Source organism: Devosia epidermidihirudinis, assembly GCF_000971295.1.
GTDB lineage: Bacteria > Pseudomonadota > Alphaproteobacteria > Rhizobiales > Devosiaceae > Devosia > Devosia epidermidihirudinis.
This window is the reverse complement of sequence record NZ_LANJ01000047.1, coordinates 130,866-156,565: the sequence shown is the minus strand read 5'-3', so window position 1 is coordinate 156,565 and position 25,700 is coordinate 130,866. Positions and strand designations below refer to the sequence as shown.

The following is a 25,700-nucleotide window of genomic DNA, read 5'->3' as shown; positions in this document are numbered from 1 at the left end:
CAAGCATAACCGTACTCTTGGGTACGGTTGATTGACCTCAGTGCGCCTTGAGCCGGCGGCCAATCACACGCCAGACAGTCAGCGGCATTTCAATCAAAGCGGGCAGGGGATCGCGCCAGGAAAAGGTGGCAAAGCTGCGGGTGCGGAGCCAGCTGGCGAAATAATCGCGCGGGCGCAGCGTGCCATGCCGCCAGGTTTGTGCCGAGGCAACGATATCGCGCACCAGGAACATCCAGCCGATGCTCGGCATGGCCGTCATTACTGGCACGGCTTCGCCGCAGGCCAAAGCTAGGATGGCAGCTCCAAAATCGATACCGGCTGCATCGGCCAGGGCAAACCACGACCAGGGGCGAGGGTTGATATCGAGCAGCTTGAGGCGGCCGTCGCGGCTGTCGCGCTTGTATTCAATTTCCACCAGACCATGGTGCCCGATGGACCTTAGGAATTTCTCCGATGCCGCTACCACTTCGGGCTCGACGCTGGTCTCGACATAGGTCGAGGTATAGCTGAACTCCACAGGGTACTGGCGCAATCGGGTTGCGGTGAAGCCGATCACGGGTTCCCCCTTGTGCCAAAGGCCCGCATAGGAGAGCTGGCTGCGGCCATCGCCGACAACCATTTCCTGCACCACGATATTCTTCGCACCGACCAGCGACACGGCTTCCTGATACAGCGTCTGGAACTGTCCCCAATCGTCAACGCGCCAGGCCTTTTCGCTGGTGAAGCGATTGCGGCTCACGCGCATCGTGGGCTTGAGCACCACCGGGAACTGCAGGTCAGCGTGGCGGGCGTCGTCCAGCGAAGCGATCCTGTAGATGCGGGGGACGCTCAGCCCGAGCTCTTCGGCCCGATCATAGGCCAGTCCCTTGTCACAGGCCCATTGCAGACTATCCCAGTCCGGCAGCAATACCGAGAATGTGGACGACAGCCGGTCGTGTGCCATGGCCGCGAAGCGCACATCCGCATCGGCCGCCGGCACCAGCAGATAGCCATGCAGGTCGTGATCCTGCGCAATTTGCTCCAGTCGGCCAAGTGCCTCGTCCGATGCCGAGCCTGGCCAGGTAATCTTGCGATCAATGGCCGATGAAAATCCGGGGAGCGGGGTATCGTCCGTCACCAGAACCACCCGCAGGCCGCGTCGTTTCAGCGAACGCGCCAAGGCAATGGCGCCATGGGCACCACCGAGAATAACCGCACCACGAGGCCTTACGGCAAAGGGCGCCGGTTGCAGCGCTGATATGGGGCGCTCCACTGGCGGGGGCAGAATAGTCATGGAGCGGACGCTTTCATCGATTAGTCTAGGTCAAGCATTACTGACACATTACGCGCTCAAGTCAGAGGTTGTTCCCGTTGCGGAACATTAACTTCTGCGTGGCGGTTAATTTTGAGAACGCCGAGGATTGTCGGATCGATGCCGACGCGGGTGTAGCACCACCATCCGAGCACCAGTTGGGCAACAATTCGGGTGATCATGTTGACCAGTGCGGCGCCCAGCAGACCATAGAACGGCAAGACAGCGATCTGCGCGGCGATGCCGATCGCGGTGACCAGTCCGAAGGCATAAACGAAGGTACGTTCATGCCCGGTCATCATCATGACGGTGCGCGTCGGTCCCGCCGCAGCATCGACCAATAGGCCAAAGCTCAACAGCATCAGGATCGGGTAGGCCGCATCATAGCCGTCGCCGAACAGGGACATCACCTGGCTGCCGAAGAGCGCGAATGTGACAAAGGCGACGAGGGCAAAGGCAAAGCCGGCCCAGCTGCCAGCGGCAGTGATGGCCTGGGCCTTGCGCAGGTCGCCGGCGTGGAAATGCTGGGCCAGCATTGGGGCCACCACCAGTGTCACCGCAAATGAGAACAGTGTCATCAGTCCGGCGGTGCGGAAGGCGTTGAAGTAAATACCTGCGCTTTCCGTATCGACCAGAAGGCCGACAAGAATGGTATCGGCATTGAGCGCGACAGCGTCCACAACAGCGCCGAGCAGAAACCACCGGCTGATTGACCCGCGGTTGCGCCAATATTGGGCAACACCACTCGTCGCGGGCAGTAATTCGTAGTGCCGCCTATGGGCCCAGGCGTATTGCAGCACGAGGCTCAGCATCAGCAAGGTGGCGGCAAGTAGCAGCGCCGCCCAGCCACTCAGCGTGAGCCCCAAGCCGAAATAGATCAGCGCCGCGACGACGGGCAGGGCCAGACGCCAAACGATGTCGCGGGGCAGCAACGCGGTAAACACGGATCCCTGTGCGCGCAGGGCGGACGAATTGAACTCGGCCAGCGCCATGGGCAGCACCAAAGCTGCGGTGGCAATGATGTGACTTGTTGGGCCGGCATCAGGAACCAGCAACGCCACGCCTATTCCGGCCAACGCGGTCAGTAGTCCGACGGCAAGGCCGGCGCCGATGACGAGCGTCCCGCCCGCGCGGAGCGATTCCACGGCCTGTTGCCGATTGCTTTTGGCCGTATCCTCCGACCAGAAACGCAGCACGGACACTTGCTGGCCCAAGCTCGCGCCGATTGCCAGCATGGCAGCAAGCGCCAGCCCAAAGGCAAACTGGCCATATTCGACGCCGGTCATCGTGCGGGCGAGAACGACAAAGCCGACATAAGTCAGACCGGCCGTCGCGACCTTGATCAGCATTGAGGCAATCGAGCGCGTCATGCCGGTAAAGATAAGCGAGCGGAGGTCTTTGGGTATTTTGATCATTATGGCCTCGTGCCCGATGGCACACAGACCTAATCTCGCACGGCGAGATCAAGAAGACCTTACCGTGCGAGGCTATAGGTGCGCCTAGTGGCGGAAGTGGCGCATGCCGGTCATGACCATGGCGATGCCAGCGGCATCGGCTGCGGCGATGACTTCGTCGTCGCGCATCGAGCCACCCGGCTGGATCACGGCAGTAGCGCCAGCCGCGACCAGCGCTTCAAGGCCATCGGCGAAGGGGAAGAAGGCGTCTGATGCCGCCACCGAACCCGCGGTCAACGCGCCCTCGACGCCAGCGGCTTTCGCCGCATCGATCGATTTACGGTGGGCCGTTAGGGCCGAGTCGACACGGCTCATCTGGCCTGCGCCAATGCCAACCGTCGCGCCGTCTTTGACGTAAACGATGGCGTTGGACTTGACGTGCTTGGCAACCTTGGCCGCCAATTTGAGGTCTCGCAGTTCCGTAGCGGTTGGAGCCTTTTTGGTGACCACTTTGATATCAGTATCGTCGACATTGCGGTTGTCACGAGACTGCACCAAAAGCCCACCGGCCACGGACTTGACGACCAGACCTTCGGCCTTGGCATCGGCCAGTCCGCCGGTCAGCAGCAGGCGCAAATTCTTTTTGGCTGCAATGAGTTGCTGTGCTTCTTCGGTCGCCGAAGGGGCCACGATCACCTCGGTGAACACCTTGACGATCTCGGTCGCGGTGGCGGCATCGATCTCGCGGTTGGTCGCGACGATGCCACCAAAAGCACTGACTGGATCGGTGCGAAGGGCATTGGCATAGGCCGTCAGCAGATCATCGGCCACGGCCACGCCGCATGGATTGGCGTGCTTGATGATGGCGACGGCTGCGACTTCGGCGGGATCGAACTCGGAGACCAGCTCGAAGGCAGCGTCCGTGTCATTAATATTGTTGTAGCTCAGGGTCTTGCCCTGAACCTGGGTGGCGGTGGCCACGCCCCGACGGTCTTCGCCATTGGCATAAAACGCTGCCCATTGGTGGGGGTTTTCGCCATAGCGCATGACTTCGCGCAGGGTCCCGGCAAAGCTGCGATAGGGGATCTCGGGATAGTCGATTTCGCGGGCGAACCAGGCCGAAATGGCGCTGTCATAGGCCGCCGTGCGGGCATAGGCCTTGGCTGCAAGTTTCTGGCGCATTTCATAAGGAATGCCGCCGGCTGCGATGGCTGCGAGGATCGCCGGATAGTCGGCGGGGTCAACGACCACGGTCACATAGGCGTGGTTCTTGGCGGCCGAGCGGACCATGGCGGGGCCGCCAATGTCGATATTCTCGATGATCTCGTCGTAGTTCGCACCAGAAGCCACCGTCTTTTCAAAGGGATAGAGATTGACAGCAACGAGGTCGATGGCGCCGATGTCGTGCTCGGCCATCGAGGCGGCGTGGTCGGCCTTGTCGCGGACCGCGAGCAGGCCACCATGCACCTTGGGGTGGAGGGTTTTGACGCGGCCGTCCATCATTTCTGGAAAGCCGGTGAGGTCAGCGATCTCGCGCACGGGCAGGCCGGCGTCCTTGATCAGCTTATGGGTGCCGCCAGTCGAGACAAGCTCGGCCCCCGCAGCGCTCAGCCCTGCCGCAAACTCGGCCATTCCCGACTTGTCGAATACTGAAAGCAGCGCCCGCCCGACCTTGACCGTCTTGCTCATGAGGAAATCTCGTCCTGTGCTGTGGTTTGCGCGCTCGCTAGCACGAAGCGGTGGGCGAGCCAACCGCCGAATCAGCAGGTCAGTCCTGTTCGCGTGTCAGGATCCAGGAAACTTCCGCGTCTGTGCCGCTGCCGGCGTCGGTGTCCAGAATAAGCTGGCGTGTCTTGTGAAGGCCAATATAGGCCGACTGGCGCACACTTTCTTCCTCGCGTAGGCTCGCGCCTTCCCAGAGGAAACTCCAAACCGCGCCATCGGGCAGCACCAAGCGAACGATGCCATCATCACGATTGCGCCGCACCATCACTCCGGGGGCAAGGTGAAAGCGAACCGATAGCGTGCCAGAGGCATTGCCCTTGCGGATGATGCGGTCCTGACCGACCAGGGTCATGCCGCCCCAGATCAGGGTCAATTGCCGCTCGATTTCGACGCCAAAGCGCTTGGCATAGCCATCGCTGGTCAGGGTCAGCATGTGGTCGGGCGCGTTGAGCGTCATGCCACCACTGCCGCTGGCGGACATGTCCTCGGCGTCGATCGTCGGACCCGAATGGGCAACGCCCTGACTGAACAGCGCCTTGCTCTCGGGCAGATCGGCCGGGGCAGGGCCGCAACTGCCCAGGATCAGCTCGCTCCCGTGGGAGAATTCGAATGCCAAACCGCTGGCATGCAGCTCGCCATCATAGCCCGGTGGCGGCGCGAGGCCTGAATCGGCCACAACTACGGCATCGCCATCACGGAGAATACCGTAGCCGCCCAGCAGCATCGAGCGGCGCTTGCGGGCAGGACCGTTGGACTGGATGGCAATCAGCACGTCGTGGGGTAGCTGGCCGCAGCCATTGAAATAGACGGGTTCGCCGCTCGACAGCGTCAGGGCATCAAGGCTCTCATGCATGCGGTCGATCTGGGCCCCAAGCTCATTGGAGGCTTCGGATTTCACGGTGGCGGCGACGCGACGCACGGTGACGAGATCGGCCAGAAGCTGCAACTGCAGCTTGGGGTTGCGCGACAGATGGAGCCCGTCAGCGTCAACCTGGCGAACCAGTTCGGCATTGAGGCGCTCGACGCGCAGGGCCACGTCGGCCTTGTCGTCCTGATCGCAATACTCGGCGCCAAGCAGCGCAATGGCGGCGTAGAGCGCGTCAATGGGATCGCTGGCGAGGCGACCACGCAGCTTGAGGCTCTGGACCTGTGTGCCAAGCACGCGTTGGATGGTCTTGGCCTGTTCGGGCGTCGCCCCTTCGAGCAGCAGCGGCCAGTGGCGCAGCCAGTTCAACACACGCTGCGCGGTGATGGCTGGCGCCCAGGTGTCGCGGGAGAAGCGGCCTTCGCGCCCAATCCAGTCGAGCACCAATGTGCGGGCAAAGCGTCGCTCGCCATTGTCGCGCACGTCGCGGAAATGGCGCAGCCAGGCAAAGCCATGCAGGTTCAGCCACCAATCCTGATGGTCGACATCGATGCCGAAGGGCGAGGCGCCGCCAGTTTCGATAAGCTTGCTGGCGAGCAAGTAGCGGCCAGCCATCATTTCTCGCACGGCATCGCGGTCGGCCGGGCGGTATTCGGGCAATTCACGCGCAAAGGCGTCGTCAGCCAGCCCGCGCCAGGTCCAGCGCAGAATGGGTAGCGTCACGACTGTGTCGGCGAAACGCAGCGCTGCTCGACGCGCCGCGAATCCAATGCGTCCGGCCATTACGCCGTTTCCATGCGACGGCCGACAGATGTCGGCGTCGTGCTCAAATTGCCCGTCAAAGACCCATTCCTCATCTGACGCCGCCTTCCCCGAACGGCGTCCGATCGTCGTTTCAAATTCTAGCGGCGGCGGAAGCGGGCTACAAAGAATCCGTCCATGCCACCATCGCGCCCGCCAGGGGCCATTCCCGGATGCGTCCGCACCAGGCCCTTGTCGGTCACGGCGCTTTCCAAGCCAGCCAACTCGGTTTTTTCTACCGGCCAGAGCTCAAGCCCGGGCAGGTTTTGCAGCGCCCACTCAACCTGGCTTTCGCCCTCGGCCGGTTCAAGTGAACAGACGCAATAGATCAGGACTCCGCCTGCATCAAGGCAGCGGAAGGCATTGCTCAACAGGGCACGTTGCAGGCGAACGCGGCCGGCCACGTCGGCGACCGAGCGGTGCCAGACGACTTCGGGATGGCGACGGAACGTGCCCGTGGCCGAGCAGGGGGCATCGAGCAGCACGCCCTTATAGGGCGAGGTTGGTGCATAGGTGCCCGCGTCAGCGGTCACCAGCTCGGCGGAATAGTCGAGACGCGTCAGGTTTTCCTTGAGGCGTTCCATGCGACGCGCATCGCTGTCGAGCGCGGTGACCTGATAGCCAGCCTTGATCAACTGCGCCGTCTTGCCGCCGGGGGCGGCGCACAGATCGAGCACGCGCGAACCTGCTGCAAGGCCAAGCAGGCGCGCTGGAATGGCCGAGGCCGTGTCCTGCACCCACCAGCGGCCTTCGCTATAGCCGGGCAGGGCTTCGACAGGCCGATCACGCTGCTCGATGCGCACCGTGTCGGCAATCACCGGCTCAGCACCCAGCGAATCAATCAGATCCGAATCAGTGTCCTTGAGCGTCAGATCCAGCGGTGCACCGGCGAGCAGGGCGCCCGAGAAACCAGCAATTGCCTCTTCGCCATAGGCTTCGAGCCAGGTATCGCCAAAGGTTTCGGGGATCAAAAGGTCGTCGCTCAACATGCTGAACTTGGCCGAATTGGCCTGTGCAGAGCGTAGGACCGCATTGGTGAGACCGGCCAGATGGCGCGCCTTGGGGTCGCGCTTGACCGCCTCAACCGCCAGGAACAGGGCGCTGTGGGCGCCCAGATCGGGCAGGAATACCAATTGCGCCAGCGACAGGCGCAGCACGGCTTCAAAGGTGCCAGACTTGCCCGGCATGCCCTTGTCGAGCAGGGCGTGAATGATGAAATTGAGTTGGCCCTGACGGCGCAGCGCCGTGGTAATCAGCCGATTGGCCAATGCGCGGTCGCGCCCATCCGCCAGGTCAGCAGCAGTCAGCGCCGAGAAATTTTCGCCCGCCAGCACCGCCTTGAGGCGTTGGGCTGCGACAAGGCGGAGCTTGAGCCCCGCCGGTTCGATCTTTGGTTTCACGCTAAATTCTATCCCCAGGGACCGCGTTGTCCGCCATCCTCGTCGGTCCGTCCGACGGTCGGCACACGCCAGCCGCCGCCAATCTCCCGACCGGTCGAAACCGGGGCTGGGCGAGGCTGAGGCCTACGGCCCTTATCGTCCACCTGCATGCTGGCTGCAAGCTTGCGCAGCGCTTCAATGCGGTTTGCCGTGTCAGGATGCGTGGAAAAGAGGTTATCCATGCGCTGACCCGAGAGGGGATTGATGATGTACATGTGGGCCATGGCCGGATTGCGCTCGGCGCCTTCATTGACCTGACGGGCCGCGCCACCGGCGATTTTCTGCAAGGCAGAGGCCAGTGCCAGTGGATCGCCGGAGATTTCGGCGCCGCCCTTATCGGCTTCATATTCGCGGGTACGGCTCACGGCCATCTGCACCACCATGGCGGCCATCGGGGCAAGGAACACCATCAGCAGCGTGCCAACACCGCCCAGCGGATTGTTGCGATTATTGCCGCCGCCAAAGAACAGACCGAACTGCGCCAGCGCCGAAATGGCACCGGCAAAGGTTGCGGTGATGGTCATGGTCAGCGTGTCGCGATGGCGGATATGGGCGAGTTCGTGGGCAATAACAGCTGCGACCTCGCGGGTTTCCAGCTGCTGCAGCAGGCCGGTCGATACGGCCACGGCGGCATTTTGCGGATTGCGGCCGGTCGCAAAGGCATTGGGCTGGTCGGTCTGGATGACATAGACCGCCGGCGTCGGAATCCCGGCCTTGCGCGAGAGAATATCGACCATATCATAGAGTTCGGGCACACGGCTGCGCTCGACGGGCACCGCGTTTTGCATGCGCAACACCAGCTTGTCGGAGTTCCAGTAGCCGACAAGGTTGGTCACCACCGCAAAGCCGAGGGCCAGGATCATTCCGCTGGTGCCGCCGATGAAATAGCCGACGACCATGAACAGCGCGGTCAGCGCGGCGAGCAGGACAGTGGTGCGAAACGTGTTGAACATTTGAGCCCTTGGGTTCGAGTTCCTGGGCGATTATGTTGTGCACAGAACGGGTGCATGCAAGCGGCATGACCAAAACGTAATGCGGATCAAACCATGAGCGACGACGAAACGCCGGACCCAGCCCCACGCCCACCCCTCAGCGAGGCTGCTAAGCGCGCACTGGCGGAAGCCGAAGCCCGGCGCCACGCTATCGATTCCAAGGGCGCTTTTGCCCCCAAGGAAAATGGCGGTCGCGGTGGGCTGGAACCCGGTCGCTATGGTGATTGGGAAATCAAAGGCCTGACGAGCGACTTCTAGGCCGCCCGGGCAGATTAGTTGACCAGATCGGCGAGGCTATAACCAGCGGCGGAGACGGCGACGGTGGTCGCAATGGTCAGGATTGCGGCAATCAGGCCGTATTCGATCGGGGTAACACCGGCGTCATCGCGGATAAAACGCAGTACAATTTGCAACATGACATCTCTTCCGGCACGAGGGATCGTTAAGAGACAATTGCAGGATTTTACTGAACCTAATCTGAACGAATATGGTTACCGGCGCGCATTCGCGATGGCGGGAAGCAATTCGTCGTCGATCGCCTGGGCGGTGAGCGGTCCGACATGCTTGAAGGTAATGACCCCATCGGCATCCACCACAAACGTCTCGGGTACCCCGTAAACACCCCAGTCAATCGAGACGCGGCGATTGCGGTCTGCGCCGACCGCATCATAGGGATTGCCCAATTCGCGCAGGAAGGCGCGGGCATTTTCCGGCGCATCGGCCTGATTAATGCCGAACAGGCGTACGCCGGAGACTTCCTTGAGCGCCACCAGCAGGGGATGCTCGGCGCGGCAGGGCACGCACCAGCTGGCGAACACGTTGACCACAGTCACCTCGCCCTTGAGCGCGGCCGTATCAAAACCCGGAACGCCCAGGTCGGGCACGGCATCCATGGCAAAGACAGGCGCAGGCTTGTCGATCAGCACGGAGCGGACCAGCGTGGGGTCGCGATTCATCGAAGTGGCAAAGATGGCGACCAGCCCGACCAGTAACAGCAGCGGCAGGCCAAACAGCACATAGCGCATCACGCCGCTGGCCCCGCCGAGCGACGGCGAATGCCGCGTGCCTCAAGGTCCGCCAGCTTCTTGTCGGTGCGGCGCGCATCGTAGAGCGTCCAGCCGATCAGCCCGCCAACGCCGATGATGACGCCGATATAGGCCCAGACGATGAATACGGCGTGGGGTCCAAGTTCGATCATGACTCGGCTCCCTGCGCGGCGCGGCGCTGCATTGTCATGACGCGGCGGCGCTTGATTTCGGTGTGCATGGCCTTGAGATGCAGCGTCAGAAACAGAAATGTAAACGCGAAGAACATTACCAGCAGCGGCGTCAGGATTTCGGGCGGCATGCGTGGACCATCGGCGCGCAAGACGCTGGCAGGCTGGTGCAGGGTGCTCCACCAGTCGACGGAGAACTTGATGATGGGAATGTTGATCGCACCGACGAGGGTAAATACCGCGATGACGCGAGCCGCCCGCAGCTGATCGTCAAAGGCGCGCCACAAAGCAACAATGCCGAGATAGATGAACAGCAGGACCAGGGTCGAGGTCATGCGGCCATCCCATTCCCAGAACGTGCCCCAGGCGGGGCGGCCCCAGAGCGAGCCGGTGAACAGGGCGAGCAGGGTAAAGAGCGCGCCCAGAGGCGCCGCAGCCTTCATCGAGACGTCGGCCATCGGGTGGCGCCAGACCAGGGTACCGAGCGCAGACACCGCCATAATCCCGTAAACGAACTGGCTGAGCCAAGCATTGGGCACGTGAATGTACAAAATGCGCAGCGTGGTGCCGACGTTGGGGGTTGAGCCAGGGGACTGGAAAAACACCAGCCACAGTCCGATCACGAACAAAGCTGCCGTCAGAATGGTCAGTGGCCACAGCAGTCGCCCGGTCCAGGCCACGAATTGGCCCGGATTGGCGATCCGGTTCCACCAGCTTTGTTTGGGTGTTGTCTCAATGCTCATAGGGTCATCGCTCTAGTCTTCGGCCGAGCTTATCGCAAGGGCAGCCGCGAAGGGAGCCAGTGCTACGGCCATGAGGCTCAATGCCGCAAGAAACAGCATGGCGGCGTTGGATTGGGTGGCGGTGATGGTGCCGACGCCAAAGATCAGAACCGGAATGGAGAGTGGTGCAATCAGGATCGGCGCAATCAGGCCGCCACGCCGGATTGCCACGGTCACAGCGGCGCCGATGGCGCCAAAAGCGGCCAGGGCCGGGGTACCCAGCAACAGGGACATCAGCGTCCGCAGGAAGGTCTCGAGGTCCATTGCCAAGAGCATGGCCAGCACCGGGCTCGCCAGGATCAGTGGCAGGGCTGTCACCAGCCAATGCGCCATCACTTTTGCCGCAACGATGGCGCTGAGTGGCAGCTCGGATTGCCGCAGCAGGATCAGTGTGCCGTCTTCGTGGTCAGCGTGAAACAGGCGATCAAGGCCAAGTAGCATGGCGAGAAACGCTGAGATCCAGACAATGCCCGGGGCAATGCGTGCCAGCAGCGCCTTATCTGGCCCTACAGCAAAAGGCACGATGGCGCCGACGATGACGAAGAACAGCACCAGCGTCAGCATGTCGCCGCCGCCGCGCAGGGCGAGCCGCAATTCGTGGGCGATAATGGTGGAGAACGGTTTCATGACTTGCGCACCAGCGTCAGGGTCTGGACACGGTTGGGATGGGGCAAGGTGATGTCATCGTGGGTTGCCGCAATGACGAGGCCACCGCGCTGCAGATGCCCGTCGATCAGGCGCGTCACCAGAGCGTGCCCTTCGGTGTCGAGCGCGGCAGTGGGTTCATCGAGCAGCCAGAGCGGGCGCTCGCTGACCAGCAGACGCGCCAGCGCCAGGCGGCGGGATTGACCAGCGGACAGATAGCCGGCGTCGAGCATGGACAGATCGCCCAGACCGACGGTTTCCAGCGCTTCGCTCGGGGTGATGCCGGTCGCGCCATTCAGCGTCGCCCACAGTTGCAGGTTTTCTAACACGCTGAGGCGCGCCTTGATGGCGTTGCGGTGACCGCAATAGTGCAGGTGCGGGCCGTCGTCTGCATCTGCCCCTTCCAGCGCAAAATGCCCCGACATCGGCGCGACGATTCCCGCCAGAGTCAGCAATAGGGTCGACTTGCCGGTGCCGTTTGGACCGCGCAGCAACAGGCAGTTGCCGCCCGTCACAGCGAATGAAAGTGCATCGGCCAGCACCATGCCGCCGCGACCGCAGCTAAAGGCAGTGGCGCGCAGGGTCAGCTCTGGATAGACTTGCCGTTCTGTCATGGCCCCATCTCGTATTGAACGACAGGCAAGGCTGGCAAGCCCAATCGTCTTTCTCTATAACCCCTTGCAGATTGGAGTCATTCCAGGAAGGGCAGCGCTGTTGAGCGGTTTGTGGGCGGTTTCGCCCGAGCCGGCGCGCCTGCCGCGTAACCATTAAGAGTAGGGCGGGAACCATGACCTCGGTAAACAGCTTCAAGTCTAAAGCGACCCTCACGGTCGGCGGCAAGACCTACACCTATTATTCCATCGCCGAAGCCGAAAAGAACGGTCTCAAGGGCGTGTCGAGCCTGCCCCATTCGATGAAGGTGGTGCTGGAAAACCTGCTGCGTTTTGAAGACAACCGCACGGTGACCAAGGCCGATATCGAAGCCGTGGCGACCTGGCTCACCACCCGCACCTCCGAACACGAAATTTCCTACCGCCCGGCGCGCGTGCTGATGCAGGACTTCACCGGCGTTCCCGCCGTCGTGGATCTGGCCGCCATGCGCGACGCGACCGCGAAGCTCGGCGCCGATCCGCAGAAGATCAATCCGCTGGTCCCCGTCGATCTGGTCATCGACCACTCGGTGATGGTCGACAATTTCGGCACGCCTCTGGCCTTCGCCGAAAACGTTGAGCTCGAATATGAGCGTAATGGCGAGCGCTATGAATTCCTGCGCTGGGGTCAGTCGGCGTTCGACAATTTCCGAGTTGTGCCGCCCGGCACCGGCATCTGCCACCAGGTGAACCTGGAATATCTGGCTCAGACCGTGTGGACCAAGGATGAGAACGGCGAGACCGTTGCTTACCCCGACACGCTGGTTGGCACGGATTCGCACACCACCATGGTCAACGGCATGGCCGTTCTGGGCTGGGGCGTGGGCGGGATCGAGGCCGAAGCGGCCATGCTCGGCCAGCCAATCACCATGCTGATCCCCGAAGTTGTTGGCTTCAAGCTCACCGGCAAGATCAATGAAGGCATCACCGCGACCGATCTGGTGCTGACCGTCACTGAAATGCTGCGCAAGAAGGGCGTGGTCGGCAAGTTCGTCGAATTCTACGGCCCCGGCCTCGACTATCTGAGCCTGGAAGATCAGGCGACCATCGCCAACATGGCTCCTGAATACGGCGCCACCTGCGGTTATTTCCCGGTCGACGCCGATACGCTGAAGTATCTGACGACTTCGGGTCGCGCTGCCGATCGCGTGGCGCTGGTTGAGGCCTATTCCAAGGCGCAGGGTATGTTCCGCGAAACCTCTTCGCCCGATCCCGTGTTCACCTCGACCCTCGAGCTTGATCTCACCACCGTCGTACCATCGATCTCGGGTCCAAAGCGCCCGCAGGATCGTATCGCGCTCGACAATGCCAAGGACGCCTTCGCCGCCGCCCTGCCCAAGGAATTCGGCAAGACCGACGAGCCAGCCATTGCCGTCGATGGCGCTGAATACACCCTGACCCATGGCGACGTGGTGATCGCTGCAATCACCTCGTGCACCAATACGTCCAACCCATCGGTGCTGGTTGCTGCTGGTCTCGTGGCCCGCAAGGCCCGCGCCCTGGGTCTTGATTCCAAGCCTTGGGTCAAGACTTCGCTGGCCCCCGGCTCGCAGGTTGTGACGGACTATCTCGATAGCGCTGGCCTGTCGGACGATCTCGATGCCATCGGCTTCAACCTTGTTGGCTATGGCTGCACCACCTGCATCGGCAATTCCGGTCCGCTGCCGGTCGAGATTTCCAAGGCAGTGCAGGCTGGTGATCTGGTTGCCGCCTCGGTGCTGTCGGGCAACCGCAACTTTGAAGGCCGCGTGAACCCGGACGTGAAGGCGAACTTCCTCGCCTCCCCACCGCTGGTCGTGGCCTATGCCATTGCTGGCTCGATGAAGATCGACATCACCAAGGATGCCATCGGCACTTCCAAGGATGGCAAGCCGGTTTATCTCAAGGACATCTGGCCAACCAATCACGAGGTCGCCGAGATCGTGCGCAAGCACGTGACCAAGGAAATGTTCCAGGGTCGTTACTCGGACGTTTTCAAGGGCGATACCAATTGGCAGGGCATCGCCGTCGATGGTGGCGAGACCTACCGTTGGAATTCGTCGTCGACCTATGTGCAGAACCCTCCCTATTTTGAGGGTCTCACCATGGAGCCAAAGCCGGTCACCAATATCGAGAAGGCCAAGGTGCTGGCGCTGTTCCTTGACTCCATCACCACCGACCACATCTCGCCTGCAGGCTCGTTCAAGGCAACGACCCCCGCCGGCAAGTATCTGGAAGAGCATCAGGTCGCGCCCCGCGATTTCAACTCCTACGGCGCCCGTCGCGGCAACCATGAAGTGATGATGCGCGGCACCTTTGCCAATATCCGCATCAAGAACCAGATGCTGCCCGGCGTTGAAGGTGGCTACACCAAGGGTCCCGATGGCAGCCAGATGGCGATCTACGATGCCGCCATGGCCTATGAGAAGCAGGGCACTCCGCTGGTGATCTTTGCTGGCAAGGAATACGGCACGGGCTCCAGCCGTGACTGGGCTGCCAAGGGCACCAATCTGCTCGGCGTGCGCGCCGTTGTGGCGCAGTCCTTCGAGCGTATCCACCGCTCGAACCTGGTCGGCATGGGCGTGATCCCACTGCAGTTCAAGGATGGCGAGAGCTGGCAGACACTGGGTCTTGATGGCACCGAAACCGTCGATATCGACGGCGTCACCGAGATCGCACCGCGCGCTCAGGTCAATGTCAAGATCACTCGTGCTGACGGCACGGTGCTCAATGTCGAAACCCGCTGCCGCATCGATACTGCCAACGAACTCGACTACTACAAAAACGGCGGCATCCTGCATTACGTGCTGCGCAGCCTCGTCGCCGCGTAAGCAGCACTCTCTTCCTGCATTCGGAATGGCGGCCCTCGGGCCGCCATTTCTTTTTGGCGGGTACGCCAACCTGCCGGTGGCTTGATAATATCGAGGCGCATCAGCATGATGAATGCGGCAGCAAAGTCACGCTCGAGATTTTGCGACCCGGCGCGGTGATTCTCACCCGCTTTTGACTGGCGGGGGCGTCTGAGCCCGGCTTACAAGTTTGCCCATGACGCATAGACCCATACTTGGCCTGCTGTTTGGCATGGCCGTCACCGCTCTTGTTGTGGTTCCGGCCGGTGCTGACGGTTCACGGCCGCGGCCCAAGGCCGTTGTCGAGCTGTTCACCAGCCAGGGCTGCGCATCCTGCCCGCCTGCCGATGCCCTGCTGACTAGCCTGGCTGATCAGCAGGATGTCATCGCGCTGGCCTATCACGTCGACTATTGGGACTATGTGGGCTGGGCCGATACCTTCGGCAGCGCAGAATATTCCGACCGTCAGCGCGCCTATGCGAAGAGCTGGGGGTCCTCGCGCATTTACACGCCGCAAATGGTGGTCAATGGCACCAAGGGCGTCGTCGGGTCACGGCGCAATGAGGTCCACGGCGCACTTGATACGGCCAGCCTGCCGCTGGCGGTGGATATCCGGGCTGACGGTGACATGCTCAAGATCGCAATTCCGGCCAATGCCAGCCTTGGCGATGCGGTGGTGTGGATGGTCACCTATCTCGACCGTGCTGATGTCGCCATCGAGAAGGGCGACAATGCCGGCAAGGCCATGGTGTACACCCAGGTGGTAACCGGGCGGCAGGTGCTGGGCATGTGGGAGGCCAAAGCCGGCGCGGATCTCAAGCTGCCACTGCCCGAAGTGCTGCGCGAATCCAGCACCGGTATCGCGGTTATCGTGCAGCAGGAAAACAAGGGCATGCCGGGCCCCATTCTGGGGGCAGCTGCCTACGAGCGCTAGGGCCCAAGAAAAAACTCCCGTCCCTGGGGGCAAGGGCGGGAGCGAAGGCTGACTTTGGTCAACTGAAGTAGGAGGCTGGCAACCAAACCTCAAGGTTTGGGGGCTCGGTCGGTCCGGTTGCCAGCCACTGGAGGCAATGGTTGGAGACTGGCTGTCCAATCGGGCGCGTTAAGGGAAAAAATGTGACCAAATTTAGGTATTTACGGCCAGTGCCTGAGCAAGGACGGCCTTGCCAGTTCCGCTAAATGTCGCGATCATGACAGTTCGTTGACGGGAGCCTGAGCCAAGAGTGCAGAGCCGCACGACAGACAAGACTGTGAACTTGACGCTGGTGCAAACCGGTGTGGCGCAATCGAGTCCAACGCCGCTTCCCGTCGTTCCGTTTGACCGCATGGAACTGACGCTGATTCTCAGCGTCTATGGCCGCAAAGTCGGGCAGGGCGAGTGGCGCGACTATGCCATGGATTTCTTGCGCGAACGGGCGCTGTTCTCGATCTATGCGCGCGTTTCCGAGCGGCCTCTTTATGTGGTCGAAAAGGCGCCCAAGCTGCGCAACAAGCAGGGCCAATATTCGGTGATCAATCAGCAGGGGCGCATTCTCAAGCGCGGCCATGACCTGCGCCAGGTGCTGCGGGTGCTCGATCCGGACTTGGCTGTGGTCGAATAAGATCGCTACAGAGGTTCGCATGACCCTCGTGATTCGCCGGGCGACGTCCCAGGACGTTCCCGCAATGAGCACTGTGCTCACCGCCTCCATTACCGAGCTTTGCGCCGCCGACCATCACGGCGACCCCCACGCGCTCTCAGCTTGGACGCGCAACAAGGACCACGCCGGCGTTACTGCAATGCTGGCCAATCCGGAGGCGCAAGTCTTCGTCGGCGAGCGAGACGGCGCTGTGGTTGCCGTTGGCGCGGTGACCTCCGATGGCATGATCAGCCTGAATTATGTGGCACCCAGTGCCCGTTTTGGCGGCGTCAGCACCGCCCTGCTTGCCCACCTCGAAGCGGCGCTGATTGCGCTGGGCTACAGCGAGGGGCAGCTCGAAAGTACCTCAACGGCACGAAGCTTCTACGAGAGGCGTGGCTGGCACGCCGATGGTCCGCAAGCCACCGGTCGCGTGGTCAACGGCTACCCGATGCGCAAGATTCTGGCGCCCTAGAGCGCCAGCTGCAGATGCACGATGTCGTGCCAGCGGTCGAACTTGTATCCGACGGCGTCGTAGCGGCCGACATGGCGGAAGCCGAACTTCTCGTGGATCGCGATCGAGTTGGCCGTGTCGGCGGTGATGACGGCGATCATCTGCTTGAAGCCGAAGGCGCGTGACTGCGCCAACAGTTCGGTCAGCATCTGCTTGCCCAGACCCATGCCAGTTGCGGCTGGATCGAGATAGATCGAATCCTCGCAGGTGAAGCGGTAGGCGGGGCGCGGGCGATAGGTCGAGGCATAGGCATAGCCCAAAACCTTACCGTCCTGTTCGGCAACGATCAGCGGGTGCCCCAACTGTACCAGGTGGCTGAACTTTTCAGCCATGGCCGGCTCGCCTGGGGCCTCGGTGTCAAAGGTGATCGCGGTGGCATCTACATAGTGCTTGTAGATGGCGGTGATGGCGGGCACGTCGGCCCAGCGGAAGGGGCGCAGGATCACTTGGGACACAGAAAGACTACTCGGCAAAAAGAAAGGACCGCAGCCTTTGTAGGCTGCGGTCCAATTTGTCGTCCAACCAAATTCCTTGATTTTGTAATCAAGGAGTCCGTTGCTTACTCGCGGTTGCCGAACAGGCGGAGCAGCATCATGAACAGGTTGATGAAGTCGAGGTAGAGGCTCAGCGCGCCCATGATGGCACCCTTGGCCAGCACGTCAGCGCCGTGCGACTCCGAATAGCCTTCCTTGATCTTCTGGGTATCGTAGGCGGTCAGGCCCACAAAGATCAGCACACCAACAGCCGAGATGGCGAACTCGAGCATCGAGGACTGCATGAAGATGTTGACCAACGATGCGATGATCAGGCCGATCAGACCCATGAACAGGAAGCTGCCCATCTGGGTCAGGTCGCGCTTGGTGGTGTAGCCGTAAAGGCTCATCGAACCGAAGGTTGCGGCTGTGATGAAGAACACCTTGGCGATCGACGCGTCAGTGTAGACCAGGAAAATCGAGCTGAGCGAAACGCCCATGATCGCTGCGAAAGCCCAGAACACAGCCTGTGCGGCTGGAACGGAGAGCTTGTTGATGCCGAAGCTCAGGACGAGCACGAAGGCGAGCGGTGCAAGCATCACAACCCACTGCAGCGGGCTTGCATAAAGCAGAGCGCCCCACTGGGTCACATACTGACCATTGGCCAGCTGGCCGACGGCAGCATCTGGATTGGTCGTGATGGCAGCAGCAGCGGCGAAATAGGCTGCCAGACCGGTCACGATCAGGCCGACGCCCATGTAATTGTAGACGCGAAGCATGTAGCTGCGCAGGCCCTCGTCGATGGCCACGGCCGAGCCGGCCCGCGTGCCGAGGGTCTGACGGTCAAATTCAGCCATTGTCGGTTCCTTTCCCAATTAAAGTGCGGCTTCTCGCCGCCGGTGGGCATTGGTTGCCACTTGCTCAACAATATGGATGGACCATCCAGTGTTTTCAAGACTTCATCCGGGCATGCGACGAATCGACTGGCCGGGCAGGGCGCGTATGCTACGGTCTAGAAGCGAATCGCGCTGATCCTGAACAGAGGAGGGCCCTATGCCCCGTCTCTTCACCGGCCTCGAAATTCCGGCCGATGTTGGATTTCTCCTCTCGCTGAAGCGAGGAGGTCTGACTGGCGCCCGCTGGATAGATGCCGAGAACTATCACATCACATTGCGGTTTATCGGCGACGTCGATCACCAGACCGCCGACGAGGTGGCCGATAGCCTGGATCGACTGTCCAATTCGATGCGCTTTGACGTGCGGCTGACCCATCTGGGCACCTTTGGCGGCGACAAGCCGCGGGCGCTTTATGCCGGGGTTGAGCCCAGCGAGGCTCTGACGCGGCTGCAATCGGCGCAGGAACGGGTGCTTCAGCGTGCGGGCCTGCCCGCCGAGGGGCGCAAGTTTGTGCCGCATGTATCGCTGGCACGATTGCGCGGCGTCGGCCCCGAAGATGTTGCCCGCTTTATTTCCGAAGCTGGCCGGTTCGAGCCCCTCAGTTTTCCGGTTGGTCGGTTCGTCCTGTTTTCCAGCAAGGATTCGGTGGGCGGTGGCCCCTATGTGATCGAACAGAGCTACCCACTCGCCGCATAATCGGCGGTCTCAGTCACGCATGTGTTAGCCGAATGTTAACCCCGACGGCGCAAACCGGAAGGAGTGGCATAGGTGTTGCCAAATTACCGCCGCGATTGGTCTCCATTTGAAGCAAATACGGTCAAATGCGGCGGCTTTTGACAGCTTGGTAACCCAGTTTGGGGCAGAGTTCGGTGGCAACTCTCCCGAGCGGGGGACCGACAAGATGAGGAAGAATTTGCGATGACGACGAAAACCGGTGGCCTTGTTCTCGGGCTCGCGGTCGGCGCGATCATGGCGCTGGCCCCAGCCGCGCAGGCGCAGCAGGCGACCGAGCTTGGAACCTTCAACGCATGGACGGCGTGGCGCGCAACCGACGCGAGCGGTGTGATCTGCTATGTGTCGGCGACCCCAACCAAGAGCGAACCTGCCGGCGCCAATCGCGACCCGATCCACTTCATGATCATCCACCGCAAGGGGATGGGCACCAAAAATGAAGTGCAGACCATTATTGGCTACCCCTACAACACCACCAATGCCGGCGCGAGCGCGGCTATTGACGGCAAGGCCTATCCCATGGTCACCGAGGGTTCAGCCGCATGGCTGGCCTCGACCGGCGATGAGAGCGGGTTTGTGCAGGCGTTTAAGGCCGGTAGCAATCTTGTGATCAAGGGCACCAGCCAGCGCGGCACCAATACCACTGATACCTATTCGCTGAGCGGGGCTACGGCTGCGGTCAACGCCATCGACGCAGCGTGCAAGTAACAGAAAATTCGGGTTGCCCCTTTTGGGCGATCCGCCATAACTGGGCGGTGGGCCGGCAAGGCCCCTCGCCCTTTTGTATGTTTTGAGGCCCCGATGACCAAGTCTGCTCTGGCGCTCGCCCTTGCCGCCTCCCTCGTTCTGACCTCTGCGGCCTCGGCCCAGTCCGTGCGCCTTCTGGGTGAACACCGCTCGTGGTCGAGTTATGCGGCCAGCGATACGGGCGGGGCGGTGTGCTTTGCCATGACCAAGCCGACTTCGGTTGCGCCGACGCCTGATGGCTATACGCAGGCCTATATCTACATCACCAATCGCCCGGCCGAGAACGTGACCACCGAGTTCAATCTCGTGGCCGGTTTCCAGTTCCAGCCCGACAGCATGGCCACCGTCACCGTCGATGGTCGTGCTTTCAATCTCTTCACCCAGAACGATGCTGCCTGGCTCGATGACACCAGCCAGGCCTCAAGCCTTGCCAGCGCCATCCGGGCCGGCTCGCGCCTGTCGGTTGAAGGCACCACGGCTGGTGGCATCAAGGTCTTGCAGACCTATTCGCTGTCTGGCGCCACGGCTGCGCAACAGTCGGCCGCTTCGGGCTGCTAGCTTATTCGCCTGCGCTTGGCGCATTCCTGCTGCGCCGGGTGGTGACTTTGCGTAAAACGCGCCCATATGCTATTGGCCGCGCCAATCCCGCATTTTCCGAACCCGTGTAGCCCGCCCATGAGCATCGCGCTAAACCTTGATCATTCGTCTGCCGTCCGTCCTGCCGGGACGTCACGGCCGTCACTGATCGGCCTTTCCAAGCCCCAGCTTGCTGATGCGCTGAGCGGCGCTGGCATTGCCAGCGACAAGGAAGCGCGCATGCGCGCCAACCAGTTGTGGAACTGGCTCTACGTCAATGGCGTCACCGATTTTGAGCGGATGACCAATGTCGCCAAGCCGGTGCGCCAAAAGCTGGCCGATACCTTTATTCTTGATCGCCCGGAGATCGTCTCCGAGCAGGTCTCAAGCGATGGCACCCGCAAGTGGCTGTTCCGCTTCCGCGACCCGGCCAATCCCAACTATCCGCCGGTAGAGGTCGAAACCGTCTATATTCCCGAGGAAGATCGCGGCACGCTCTGCGTCTCTAGCCAGGTCGGCTGCACGTTGACCTGCACCTTCTGCCACACCGGCACGCAAAAGCTGGTGCGCAACCTGACCGCCGGCGAAGTACTGGGTCAGGTGCTGATGGCTCGTGAGCGTCTAGGTGATTTCCCCGGCGGCGTACGTCCCAACGATGGGGGCCTCGTGCCGCATGGCGATACTCGCGCCATCACCAATATCGTGATGATGGGCATGGGCGAACCGCTCTATAACTATGAGAACGTCAAGCAGGCGCTGCTGATTGCCTCGGCTGGCGATGGCATGAGCCTCTCCAAGCGCCGGATTACCCTGTCGACCTCGGGCGTTGTCCCGTTCATCGAGCCGACCGGCCGCGAGATCGACGTCATGCTGGCGATTTCGCTGCATGCGGTGAACAATGATCTGCGCGACGTTCTGGTGCCGATCAACAAAAAGTGGCCGATCGAGGAATTGCTCGAAGCCTGCCGCAACTATCCCGGCCTCAGCAATGCACGCCGCATCACCTTTGAATATGTGATGCTCGATGGGATCAATGACAGTGACGCCGATGCGCGCGAGCTGGTGCGGTTGCTGGCGGGGATTCCGGCCAAGATCAACCTGATCCCGTTCAACCCCTGGCCCGGAACGAATTATGGCTGCTCGCCTTCGAGCCGGATCGAGCGCTTTGCCGATATCGTCAACAAGGCCGGCTATGCCTCACCCGTGCGCACCCCGCGCGGTCGCGACATCTACGCCGCCTGCGGCCAGCTCAAGAGCGAAAGCGAACGCCTGAGCAAGAAAGACCGCGAAGCGCTGGCGGGGTAGTCGTTTCCCAACCCGGATCGTCACCCTCGGATTGACCCGAGGGGCCTGCACTTGCTGCGAAACCTAACACCCTCGGGTCAAGCCCGAGGGTGACGAGCTGTGGATGGGGCTGGTCCCGAAGCAGCCTACGCCATTTACCCGTTCATTTTCTCCAACACCTTCGTCACCCGATCGCGTTTGGATTTTTGGGCCATGTCAGCGAAGCGGGCCTTCAGCACGGCGATAAAGCCGGGCTTGGCTTCGGGCGTGATAACCTCGGCGGTCTTTTCGGCATAGGTGGGAAACTGGTTGGGCGCGGCGGTGCGGAGCCGCTCGACCAGAAGCGGCACGGCCTTGTCGGCGTAACCAGCTTTGGCCAGCTTCACCAGCAGCGAGGTGCAGCGATCCTTGGCGATCACTGACCCCTTGTCGGCAGCGGCGATAATGCGGGGCAATTGCGCCACCAGCTCATCGGCGCGCTGGTCGGCCACCTCATCGAGCGCGGTCATGGCGCCCCAGACGAGGCGATTATTGGCGCTGCCGAGGGCTTCGAAAAATAGCGGGCATTCGCCGCCGATCAGTTCGGGACGGCGCGCGCCGATTTCGTACAGGACCTTGATAGCGTCAGCGCGCTGGCGATTGGTGCCATTGCGGACGGCTTCAGCCAGTTCAATAATCGCCGCCTTGTCGTCGCGGGCGGCGATGTCTTCTGCGAGAGCAACATTGGGGCCTTCGTCACGCCGGTCCAATGCGCCGGCAAGGTGATCGGTGACAGACATGGCTTTTATCCAACCAGGGGGCTCCCAAATATGGGGCGCCCCCGTTCAGCCGCAAGCCCTTGATCAGGCCTCGATGGCAACTTCAAGCGCCAGGGTCACCATATCGGTCAACGAGCTCTGGCGCTGTTCGGCGTCGATCTCTTCCTTGGTCACGAGACAATCGGTCATTGTGCAGATGGCCAGCGCCTTGACCCCAAAGCGGGCCGCGAGCGTATAGAGCACGGCCGCCTCCATTTCGACGCCCAAGACGCCATGCGCGGGCAGACTGCCGTAACCCTCAATGCCATTGGCATGATAGAAAATGTCGGAGCTCACCATATTGCCGGCGTGATAGCGCGTGCCGCGGGCTTCAGCTTTGTCAGCTGCTGCCCGCAACAGGCCAAAATCGGCGATGGGGGCGAAATTGTAGGCGCCAAAGCGCTCGCGCACGATGGAGCTATCGGTGGAGGCCCCCTGCGCCAGGATCAGATCGCGCACTTTGACCTTGGCGTTGAGCCCGCCACAGGTGCCAACGCGGATCAGGGTTTTCAGCCCATAAACGTTGATCAGTTCATGCACGTAGATCGCGAGGGACGGTTGGCCCATGCCGGTGGCCTGCACGGAGACGGGCTTGCCCTTATAGGTGCCGGTATAACCCAGGCAATTGCGCACGGAATTGACCAGTTTGGCATCGTCGAGAAAGGTCTCGGCAATCCATTTGGCGCGCAGTGGGTCGCCCGGCAGCAGCACGGCCTCGGCATAGTCCCCGGCCTTGGCGTGGTTGTGTGGTGTCATTTGCTTTCCTTTTTCCACTTGGTCAAAACATTGCCATCGGGTCCGGGGAACGGCAAGCACTGAGCCCCGTTTGTCTCGCTCTGGCGGGCCGGCGGTGCACGCAGTCTTGACCTCGTCATGACACAGGTCCATTTACGCAGGCAGACAAGGAGAAGCGCGCAATGGTTGCCAAGATTTTCATTGATGGTGAAGCTGGAACGACGGGTCTGCAGATCCGCGAGCGCCTGGCTGGCCGTCGCGATATCGAGGTGATTTCCATTGCAGCTGAAAAGCGCAAGGACCTCGAGGAGCGCAAGCGCCTGCTCAATGCGGCCGATGTGGCGATCCTCTGCCTGCCTGATGATGCAGCCAAGGAAAGCGTCAGCCTGATCGAGAACGACACCACGCGGGTGATCGATGCTTCGACGGCCTTCCGTGTCGACCCCAACTGGACTTATGGCTTTGCCGAAATGGACAAGGCCCAGGCCGACAAGATCGCCCAGGCGCGTTTTGTCTGTAATCCCGGCTGCTATCCCCAGGGCCCGATCGCGACCGTGCGTCCGCTGATCGAGGCTGGCATTCTGCCCGCTGATTTCCTCGTGTCGGTTAACGCCATCTCGGGCTATTCCGGCGGCGGCAAGCAGATGATCGGCGAATATGAGGCCGCAGGTGCCGATGCGAGCGAGTTCATGCCCTATGGGCTGACCTTCAATCACAAGCACGTGCCGGAGATGACCACCTATTCCAAGCTGGCCAATGCACCGCTGTTTGTTCCAGCAGTGGGTGACTATGCGCAGGGCATGGTCACCTTTGTGCCGCTGCAGCTGGGCCGGCTGGCTAAGGTGCCGAGCGGTCGCGAAATCCATGCCGCGATTGCCGATCACTTCGCTGCTATCAAGGACAGCTTTGTCAGCGTCGCGCCCTATGAAGAGATCGCCAAGACGCCGGAGCTCGATCCCGAGCTCTATAACAATACCAACCAGATGAAGCTGCACGTGTTCGCCAATGACGCGCGCGCGCAGGTCCTGCTGGTGGCGGTTTATGACAATCTGGGCAAGGGCGCCTCGGGTGCTGCCGTGCAAAACCTCAATCTGATGCTCGGTCTCGGCGCCAAGGCGAGCCTAGCGGCCTAGTGCTGAGCGCGAACCCTTCTCCCTGAGGGAGAAGGGGAGCGAGCCGAACGCATTTTCCCATTCGCGACTTGACCAAACTGCCGCTTTCGCGCGATGAACCGCGTCAAAGCGAGGTATGTCATGGACAAGTTCACCACTCTGACCGGTGTTGCGGCGCCGCTGCCGATCATCAATATCGACACCGACATGATCATCCCCAAGCAGTACCTCAAGACCATCAAGCGGACGGGTCTGGGAACTGCACTGTTTTCGGAAATGCGTTACAACGAAGACGGCGCCGAAAATCCGGACTTTGTGCTGAACAAGTCGGGCTATCGCAATGCCTCGATCATCGTTGCCGGCGACAATTTCGGCTGCGGTTCGTCGCGCGAGCACGCGCCATGGGCTCTGCTCGATTTCGGTATCCGTTGCGTGATCTCGACCAGCTTCGCCGACATTTTCTACAATAACTGCTTCAAGAACGGCATCCTGCCGCTGGTGGTTTCGCCCGAACAGCTCAAGCTGCTGCTGGATGACGCCGAGCGCGGTTCGAACGCCACGCTGACCGTTGATCTCGAAGCCCAGACCATTCGCGGTCCTGATGGTGGTGAGCTGCATTTCGACATCGATCCAAGCCGCAAGCAGATCCTGCTCGAAGGCCTTGACGATATCGCAGGCACGCTGAAGTCCGATCCGTCGATCACGACCTTCGAAAATAAGATGGCGGCCGACCGCCCCTGGCTCTAAGCGCCATGGTGGAAATCGCTTTCGAGGCCAGTCTGAGCCCGCAGAGCGAAGCCGCAATCAACGTCGCCCTGGGCAAGTTCAATCGCAGCCAGGTGCCGGGTTATCCGGCGCCTGTCACCATCGGCTTTGTGCTGAAGGACCCCGATACCGGCTCAGTCGATGGCGGGTTGACTGGCCGGATCAGTTTCAACCAGCTGTTTGTTGAGCTACTCGTCGTGCCAGAGCGCTTGCGCGGGCAGGGCGTTGGCCGTGAGCTGATGGGACGCGCAGAAAAGCTGGCGCGCGAGCGCGGTTGTGCGGGCATCTGGCTCGATACCTTCACCTTTCAGGCGCCGGGGTTTTACAAAAAGCTCGGCTTTACTGAATTCGGCGCAATCGCCGATTATCCGCCCGGGCACAGCCGGGTTTTCCTCCACAAGCACTTGAGTTGATGGCAATGGTCCAGCGCGTGTCTACCGGTTCGCCGTTCGAAGCTACCTTTGGTTATTCCCGCGCTGTCCGGCATGAAGACACAGTCTATGTGTCCGGGACCACCGGCTATGACTATGCCACCATGACCATGCCCGACGATGTCGGCCAGCAGGCGGCCAATGCCCTGGCGACTATCGACAAGGCACTCAAGGAAGCCGGTTCTTCGATCCAGGACACCGTCCGCGTGGTCTACTATGTCGGCGACCGTGATGATGTGAACGCGGTGGTTGCCGCCGTCGGCCCGGTGTTCAAGGACATCCGTCCCGCCGCATCCATGCTGATCGTGCAGATGATCGAGGCCGGCATGAAAATCGAGATCGAAGTCACCGCCCGCATCGGCGCGGCGCAGAACTGATTGCCCCGGCGCG

At 61.5% G+C, this 25,700-nt stretch carries 29 protein-coding genes; 13 read left to right on the top strand and 16 right to left on the bottom strand.

Features of this window, described 5'->3' with window-relative positions; all coding sequences use genetic code 11:
* Positions 1–37: 37 nt before the first annotated feature.
* From WH87_RS18475 to htpX, 6 genes are all read right to left on the bottom strand, one after another.
* Entirely contained in the window at positions 38–1,273 is a 1,236-nt protein-coding gene (locus tag WH87_RS18475) for a carboxylate--amine ligase (protein WP_245622489.1), read from the bottom strand.
* Between the two features lie 56 nt (positions 1,274–1,329).
* The gene (locus WH87_RS18470; RefSeq protein WP_046139574.1) at positions 1,330–2,706 is read right to left on the bottom strand and encodes a lipopolysaccharide biosynthesis protein; all 1,377 of its coding nucleotides are present in this window, start codon (positions 2,704–2,706) and stop codon (positions 1,330–1,332) included.
* A gap of 84 nt (positions 2,707–2,790) precedes the next feature.
* On the bottom strand, positions 2,791–4,374 hold the full coding sequence (gene purH / locus WH87_RS18465; RefSeq protein WP_046139575.1) for a bifunctional phosphoribosylaminoimidazolecarboxamide formyltransferase/IMP cyclohydrolase: 1,584 nt from the start codon (positions 4,372–4,374) through the stop codon (positions 2,791–2,793).
* 79 nt (positions 4,375–4,453) lie between these two features.
* Positions 4,454–6,058 carry a heparinase II/III family protein gene (locus WH87_RS18460; RefSeq protein WP_046139576.1) on the bottom strand — a complete coding sequence of 535 codons (1,605 nt, stop codon included), beginning with the start codon at positions 6,056–6,058 and terminating at the stop codon, positions 4,454–4,456.
* Positions 6,059–6,177: 119 nt separating this feature from the next.
* The gene (locus WH87_RS18455; RefSeq protein WP_052726495.1) at positions 6,178–7,476 is read right to left on the bottom strand and encodes an RsmB/NOP family class I SAM-dependent RNA methyltransferase; all 1,299 of its coding nucleotides are present in this window, start codon (positions 7,474–7,476) and stop codon (positions 6,178–6,180) included.
* A gap of 8 nt (positions 7,477–7,484) precedes the next feature.
* Positions 7,485–8,468, bottom strand: coding sequence for a zinc metalloprotease HtpX (htpX, locus tag WH87_RS18450; RefSeq protein WP_046139577.1), 984 nt, complete (start codon positions 8,466–8,468; stop codon positions 7,485–7,487).
* A gap of 93 nt (positions 8,469–8,561) precedes the next feature.
* On the opposite strand from htpX, the gene WH87_RS18445 reads away from it, so the two are divergent.
* On the top strand, positions 8,562–8,765 hold the full coding sequence (locus WH87_RS18445; protein WP_046139578.1) for a DUF1674 domain-containing protein: 204 nt from the start codon (positions 8,562–8,564) through the stop codon (positions 8,763–8,765).
* A gap of 14 nt (positions 8,766–8,779) precedes the next feature.
* Here the strand turns inward: WH87_RS18445 and WH87_RS19710 are convergent, their stop codons facing one another.
* The 6 genes from WH87_RS19710 to ccmA form a co-directional block, all read right to left on the bottom strand.
* The gene (locus tag WH87_RS19710; protein WP_197410855.1) at positions 8,780–8,923 is read right to left on the bottom strand and encodes a Flp family type IVb pilin; all 144 of its coding nucleotides are present in this window, start codon (positions 8,921–8,923) and stop codon (positions 8,780–8,782) included.
* 75 nt (positions 8,924–8,998) lie between these two features.
* Positions 8,999–9,532: a DsbE family thiol:disulfide interchange protein gene (locus WH87_RS18440; RefSeq protein WP_046139579.1), complete on the bottom strand. Its 534-nt coding sequence runs from the start codon at positions 9,530–9,532 to the stop codon at positions 8,999–9,001.
* Positions 9,532–9,705: a heme exporter protein CcmD gene (ccmD, locus tag WH87_RS19450; protein WP_082092796.1), complete on the bottom strand. Its 174-nt coding sequence runs from the start codon at positions 9,703–9,705 to the stop codon at positions 9,532–9,534. The genes WH87_RS18440 and ccmD overlap by 1 nt, the downstream gene beginning before the upstream one ends.
* Positions 9,702–10,466, bottom strand: a complete 765-nt coding sequence (gene ccmC / locus WH87_RS18435; RefSeq protein WP_046139580.1) for a heme ABC transporter permease CcmC — start codon at positions 10,464–10,466, stop codon at positions 9,702–9,704. The genes ccmD and ccmC overlap by 4 nt, the downstream gene beginning before the upstream one ends.
* 12 nt (positions 10,467–10,478) lie before the next feature.
* A complete protein-coding gene (gene ccmB / locus WH87_RS18430; protein ID WP_046139581.1) occupies positions 10,479–11,132 on the bottom strand; it encodes a heme exporter protein CcmB in 654 nt (217 codons plus the stop codon).
* Positions 11,129–11,764 carry a heme ABC exporter ATP-binding protein CcmA gene (gene ccmA, locus WH87_RS18425; RefSeq protein ID WP_046139582.1) on the bottom strand — a complete coding sequence of 212 codons (636 nt, stop codon included), beginning with the start codon at positions 11,762–11,764 and terminating at the stop codon, positions 11,129–11,131. The genes ccmB and ccmA overlap by 4 nt, the downstream gene beginning before the upstream one ends.
* 173 nt (positions 11,765–11,937) lie before the next feature.
* Here ccmA and acnA point away from each other — a divergent pair, with 173 nt between their 5' ends.
* The 4 genes from acnA (at position 11,938) to WH87_RS18405 (ending at position 16,722) form a co-directional block, all read left to right on the top strand.
* Positions 11,938–14,610, top strand: a complete 2,673-nt coding sequence (gene acnA / locus WH87_RS18420; protein ID WP_046139583.1) for an aconitate hydratase AcnA — start codon at positions 11,938–11,940, stop codon at positions 14,608–14,610.
* Between the two features lie 214 nt (positions 14,611–14,824).
* Positions 14,825–15,562 (top strand): DUF1223 domain-containing protein, encoded by a 738-nt coding sequence (locus tag WH87_RS18415; protein WP_052726496.1) that lies wholly within the window; start codon positions 14,825–14,827, stop codon positions 15,560–15,562.
* 316 nt (positions 15,563–15,878) lie between these two features.
* Positions 15,879–16,229, top strand: coding sequence for a DUF2794 domain-containing protein (locus tag WH87_RS18410; protein WP_046139864.1), 351 nt, complete (start codon positions 15,879–15,881; stop codon positions 16,227–16,229).
* Between the two features lie 19 nt (positions 16,230–16,248).
* Positions 16,249–16,722 (top strand): GNAT family N-acetyltransferase, encoded by a 474-nt coding sequence (locus WH87_RS18405; RefSeq protein ID WP_046139584.1) that lies wholly within the window; start codon positions 16,249–16,251, stop codon positions 16,720–16,722.
* On the opposite strand, the gene WH87_RS18400 is transcribed toward WH87_RS18405, so the two are convergent.
* Complete coding sequence (locus WH87_RS18400; RefSeq protein WP_046139585.1) at positions 16,719–17,216, bottom strand: GNAT family N-acetyltransferase; 498 nt, start codon at positions 17,214–17,216, stop codon at positions 16,719–16,721. The genes WH87_RS18405 and WH87_RS18400 overlap by 4 nt on opposite strands.
* 104 nt (positions 17,217–17,320) lie before the next feature.
* The gene (locus tag WH87_RS18395; RefSeq protein ID WP_046139586.1) at positions 17,321–18,091 is read right to left on the bottom strand and encodes a Bax inhibitor-1/YccA family protein; all 771 of its coding nucleotides are present in this window, start codon (positions 18,089–18,091) and stop codon (positions 17,321–17,323) included.
* 196 nt (positions 18,092–18,287) lie between these two features.
* On the opposite strand from WH87_RS18395, the gene thpR reads away from it, so the two are divergent.
* The 4 genes from thpR to rlmN all read left to right on the top strand — a co-directional run bounded on the left by thpR (position 18,288) and on the right by rlmN (position 21,491).
* Entirely contained in the window at positions 18,288–18,827 is a 540-nt protein-coding gene (gene thpR / locus WH87_RS18390) for an RNA 2',3'-cyclic phosphodiesterase (protein ID WP_046139587.1), read from the top strand.
* A 222-nt stretch (positions 18,828–19,049) separates the two neighbouring features.
* On the top strand, positions 19,050–19,571 hold the full coding sequence (locus tag WH87_RS18385) for an invasion associated locus B family protein (RefSeq protein WP_046139588.1): 522 nt from the start codon (positions 19,050–19,052) through the stop codon (positions 19,569–19,571).
* Between the two features lie 93 nt (positions 19,572–19,664).
* The gene (locus WH87_RS18380) at positions 19,665–20,168 is read left to right on the top strand and encodes an invasion associated locus B family protein (protein WP_046139589.1); all 504 of its coding nucleotides are present in this window, start codon (positions 19,665–19,667) and stop codon (positions 20,166–20,168) included.
* Positions 20,169–20,285: 117 nt separating this feature from the next.
* On the top strand, positions 20,286–21,491 hold the full coding sequence (gene rlmN, locus WH87_RS18375; RefSeq protein WP_052726497.1) for a 23S rRNA (adenine(2503)-C(2))-methyltransferase RlmN: 1,206 nt from the start codon (positions 20,286–20,288) through the stop codon (positions 21,489–21,491).
* A 134-nt stretch (positions 21,492–21,625) separates the two neighbouring features.
* Here the strand turns inward: rlmN and WH87_RS18370 are convergent, their stop codons facing one another.
* Complete coding sequence (locus WH87_RS18370; protein ID WP_052726498.1) at positions 21,626–22,249, bottom strand: hypothetical protein; 624 nt, start codon at positions 22,247–22,249, stop codon at positions 21,626–21,628.
* A gap of 63 nt (positions 22,250–22,312) precedes the next feature.
* Complete coding sequence (gene deoD, locus WH87_RS18365; protein WP_046139590.1) at positions 22,313–23,023, bottom strand: purine-nucleoside phosphorylase; 711 nt, start codon at positions 23,021–23,023, stop codon at positions 22,313–22,315.
* A 161-nt stretch (positions 23,024–23,184) separates the two neighbouring features.
* On the opposite strand from deoD, the gene argC reads away from it, so the two are divergent.
* The 4 genes from argC to WH87_RS18345 all read left to right on the top strand — a co-directional run bounded on the left by argC (position 23,185) and on the right by WH87_RS18345 (position 25,687).
* Complete coding sequence (gene argC, locus WH87_RS18360) at positions 23,185–24,135, top strand: N-acetyl-gamma-glutamyl-phosphate reductase (protein WP_046139591.1); 951 nt, start codon at positions 23,185–23,187, stop codon at positions 24,133–24,135.
* A 120-nt stretch (positions 24,136–24,255) separates the two neighbouring features.
* On the top strand, positions 24,256–24,861 hold the full coding sequence (gene leuD, locus WH87_RS18355) for a 3-isopropylmalate dehydratase small subunit (protein WP_046139592.1): 606 nt from the start codon (positions 24,256–24,258) through the stop codon (positions 24,859–24,861).
* Positions 24,862–24,866: 5 nt separating this feature from the next.
* The gene (locus WH87_RS18350) at positions 24,867–25,292 is read left to right on the top strand and encodes a GNAT family N-acetyltransferase (protein WP_046139593.1); all 426 of its coding nucleotides are present in this window, start codon (positions 24,867–24,869) and stop codon (positions 25,290–25,292) included.
* A 5-nt stretch (positions 25,293–25,297) separates the two neighbouring features.
* Positions 25,298–25,687, top strand: coding sequence for a RidA family protein (locus WH87_RS18345; protein WP_046139867.1), 390 nt, complete (start codon positions 25,298–25,300; stop codon positions 25,685–25,687).
* The last annotated feature ends 13 nt before the right edge of the window (positions 25,688–25,700 follow it).

Bases quoted from the DNA above. Each gene is read 5' to 3' on its own strand.
- WH87_RS18475 (WP_245622489.1), bottom strand. From the start codon at position 1,273: ATGACTATTCTGCCCCCGCCAGTGGAGCGCCCCATATCAGCGCTGCAA.
- WH87_RS18470 (WP_046139574.1), bottom strand. From the start codon at position 2,706: ATGATCAAAATACCCAAAGACCTCCGCTCGCTTATCTTTACCGGCATG.
- purH (WP_046139575.1), bottom strand. From the start codon at position 4,374: ATGAGCAAGACGGTCAAGGTCGGGCGGGCGCTGCTTTCAGTATTCGAC.
- WH87_RS18460 (WP_046139576.1), bottom strand. From the start codon at position 6,058: ATGGCCGGACGCATTGGATTCGCGGCGCGTCGAGCAGCGCTGCGTTTC.
- htpX (WP_046139577.1), bottom strand. From the start codon at position 8,468: ATGTTCAACACGTTTCGCACCACTGTCCTGCTCGCCGCGCTGACCGCG.
- WH87_RS18445 (WP_046139578.1), top strand. From the start codon at position 8,562: ATGAGCGACGACGAAACGCCGGACCCAGCCCCACGCCCACCCCTCAGC.
- WH87_RS19710 (WP_197410855.1), bottom strand. From the start codon at position 8,923: ATGTTGCAAATTGTACTGCGTTTTATCCGCGATGACGCCGGTGTTACC.
- WH87_RS18440 (WP_046139579.1), bottom strand. From the start codon at position 9,532: ATGCGCTATGTGCTGTTTGGCCTGCCGCTGCTGTTACTGGTCGGGCTG.
- ccmD (WP_082092796.1), bottom strand. From the start codon at position 9,705: ATGATCGAACTTGGACCCCACGCCGTATTCATCGTCTGGGCCTATATC.
- ccmC (WP_046139580.1), bottom strand. From the start codon at position 10,466: ATGAGCATTGAGACAACACCCAAACAAAGCTGGTGGAACCGGATCGCC.
- ccmB (WP_046139581.1), bottom strand. From the start codon at position 11,132: ATGAAACCGTTCTCCACCATTATCGCCCACGAATTGCGGCTCGCCCTG.
- ccmA (WP_046139582.1), bottom strand. From the start codon at position 11,764: ATGACAGAACGGCAAGTCTATCCAGAGCTGACCCTGCGCGCCACTGCC.
- acnA (WP_046139583.1), top strand. From the start codon at position 11,938: ATGACCTCGGTAAACAGCTTCAAGTCTAAAGCGACCCTCACGGTCGGC.
- WH87_RS18415 (WP_052726496.1), top strand. From the start codon at position 14,825: ATGACGCATAGACCCATACTTGGCCTGCTGTTTGGCATGGCCGTCACC.
- WH87_RS18405 (WP_046139584.1), top strand. From the start codon at position 16,249: ATGACCCTCGTGATTCGCCGGGCGACGTCCCAGGACGTTCCCGCAATG.
- WH87_RS18395 (WP_046139586.1), bottom strand. From the start codon at position 18,091: ATGGCTGAATTTGACCGTCAGACCCTCGGCACGCGGGCCGGCTCGGCC.
- thpR (WP_046139587.1), top strand. From the start codon at position 18,288: ATGCCCCGTCTCTTCACCGGCCTCGAAATTCCGGCCGATGTTGGATTT.
- WH87_RS18385 (WP_046139588.1), top strand. From the start codon at position 19,050: ATGACGACGAAAACCGGTGGCCTTGTTCTCGGGCTCGCGGTCGGCGCG.
- WH87_RS18380 (WP_046139589.1), top strand. From the start codon at position 19,665: ATGACCAAGTCTGCTCTGGCGCTCGCCCTTGCCGCCTCCCTCGTTCTG.
- rlmN (WP_052726497.1), top strand. From the start codon at position 20,286: ATGAGCATCGCGCTAAACCTTGATCATTCGTCTGCCGTCCGTCCTGCC.
- WH87_RS18370 (WP_052726498.1), bottom strand. From the start codon at position 22,249: ATGTCTGTCACCGATCACCTTGCCGGCGCATTGGACCGGCGTGACGAA.
- deoD (WP_046139590.1), bottom strand. From the start codon at position 23,023: ATGACACCACACAACCACGCCAAGGCCGGGGACTATGCCGAGGCCGTG.
- argC (WP_046139591.1), top strand. From the start codon at position 23,185: ATGGTTGCCAAGATTTTCATTGATGGTGAAGCTGGAACGACGGGTCTG.
- leuD (WP_046139592.1), top strand. From the start codon at position 24,256: ATGGACAAGTTCACCACTCTGACCGGTGTTGCGGCGCCGCTGCCGATC.
- WH87_RS18350 (WP_046139593.1), top strand. From the start codon at position 24,867: ATGGTGGAAATCGCTTTCGAGGCCAGTCTGAGCCCGCAGAGCGAAGCC.
- WH87_RS18345 (WP_046139867.1), top strand. From the start codon at position 25,298: ATGGTCCAGCGCGTGTCTACCGGTTCGCCGTTCGAAGCTACCTTTGGT.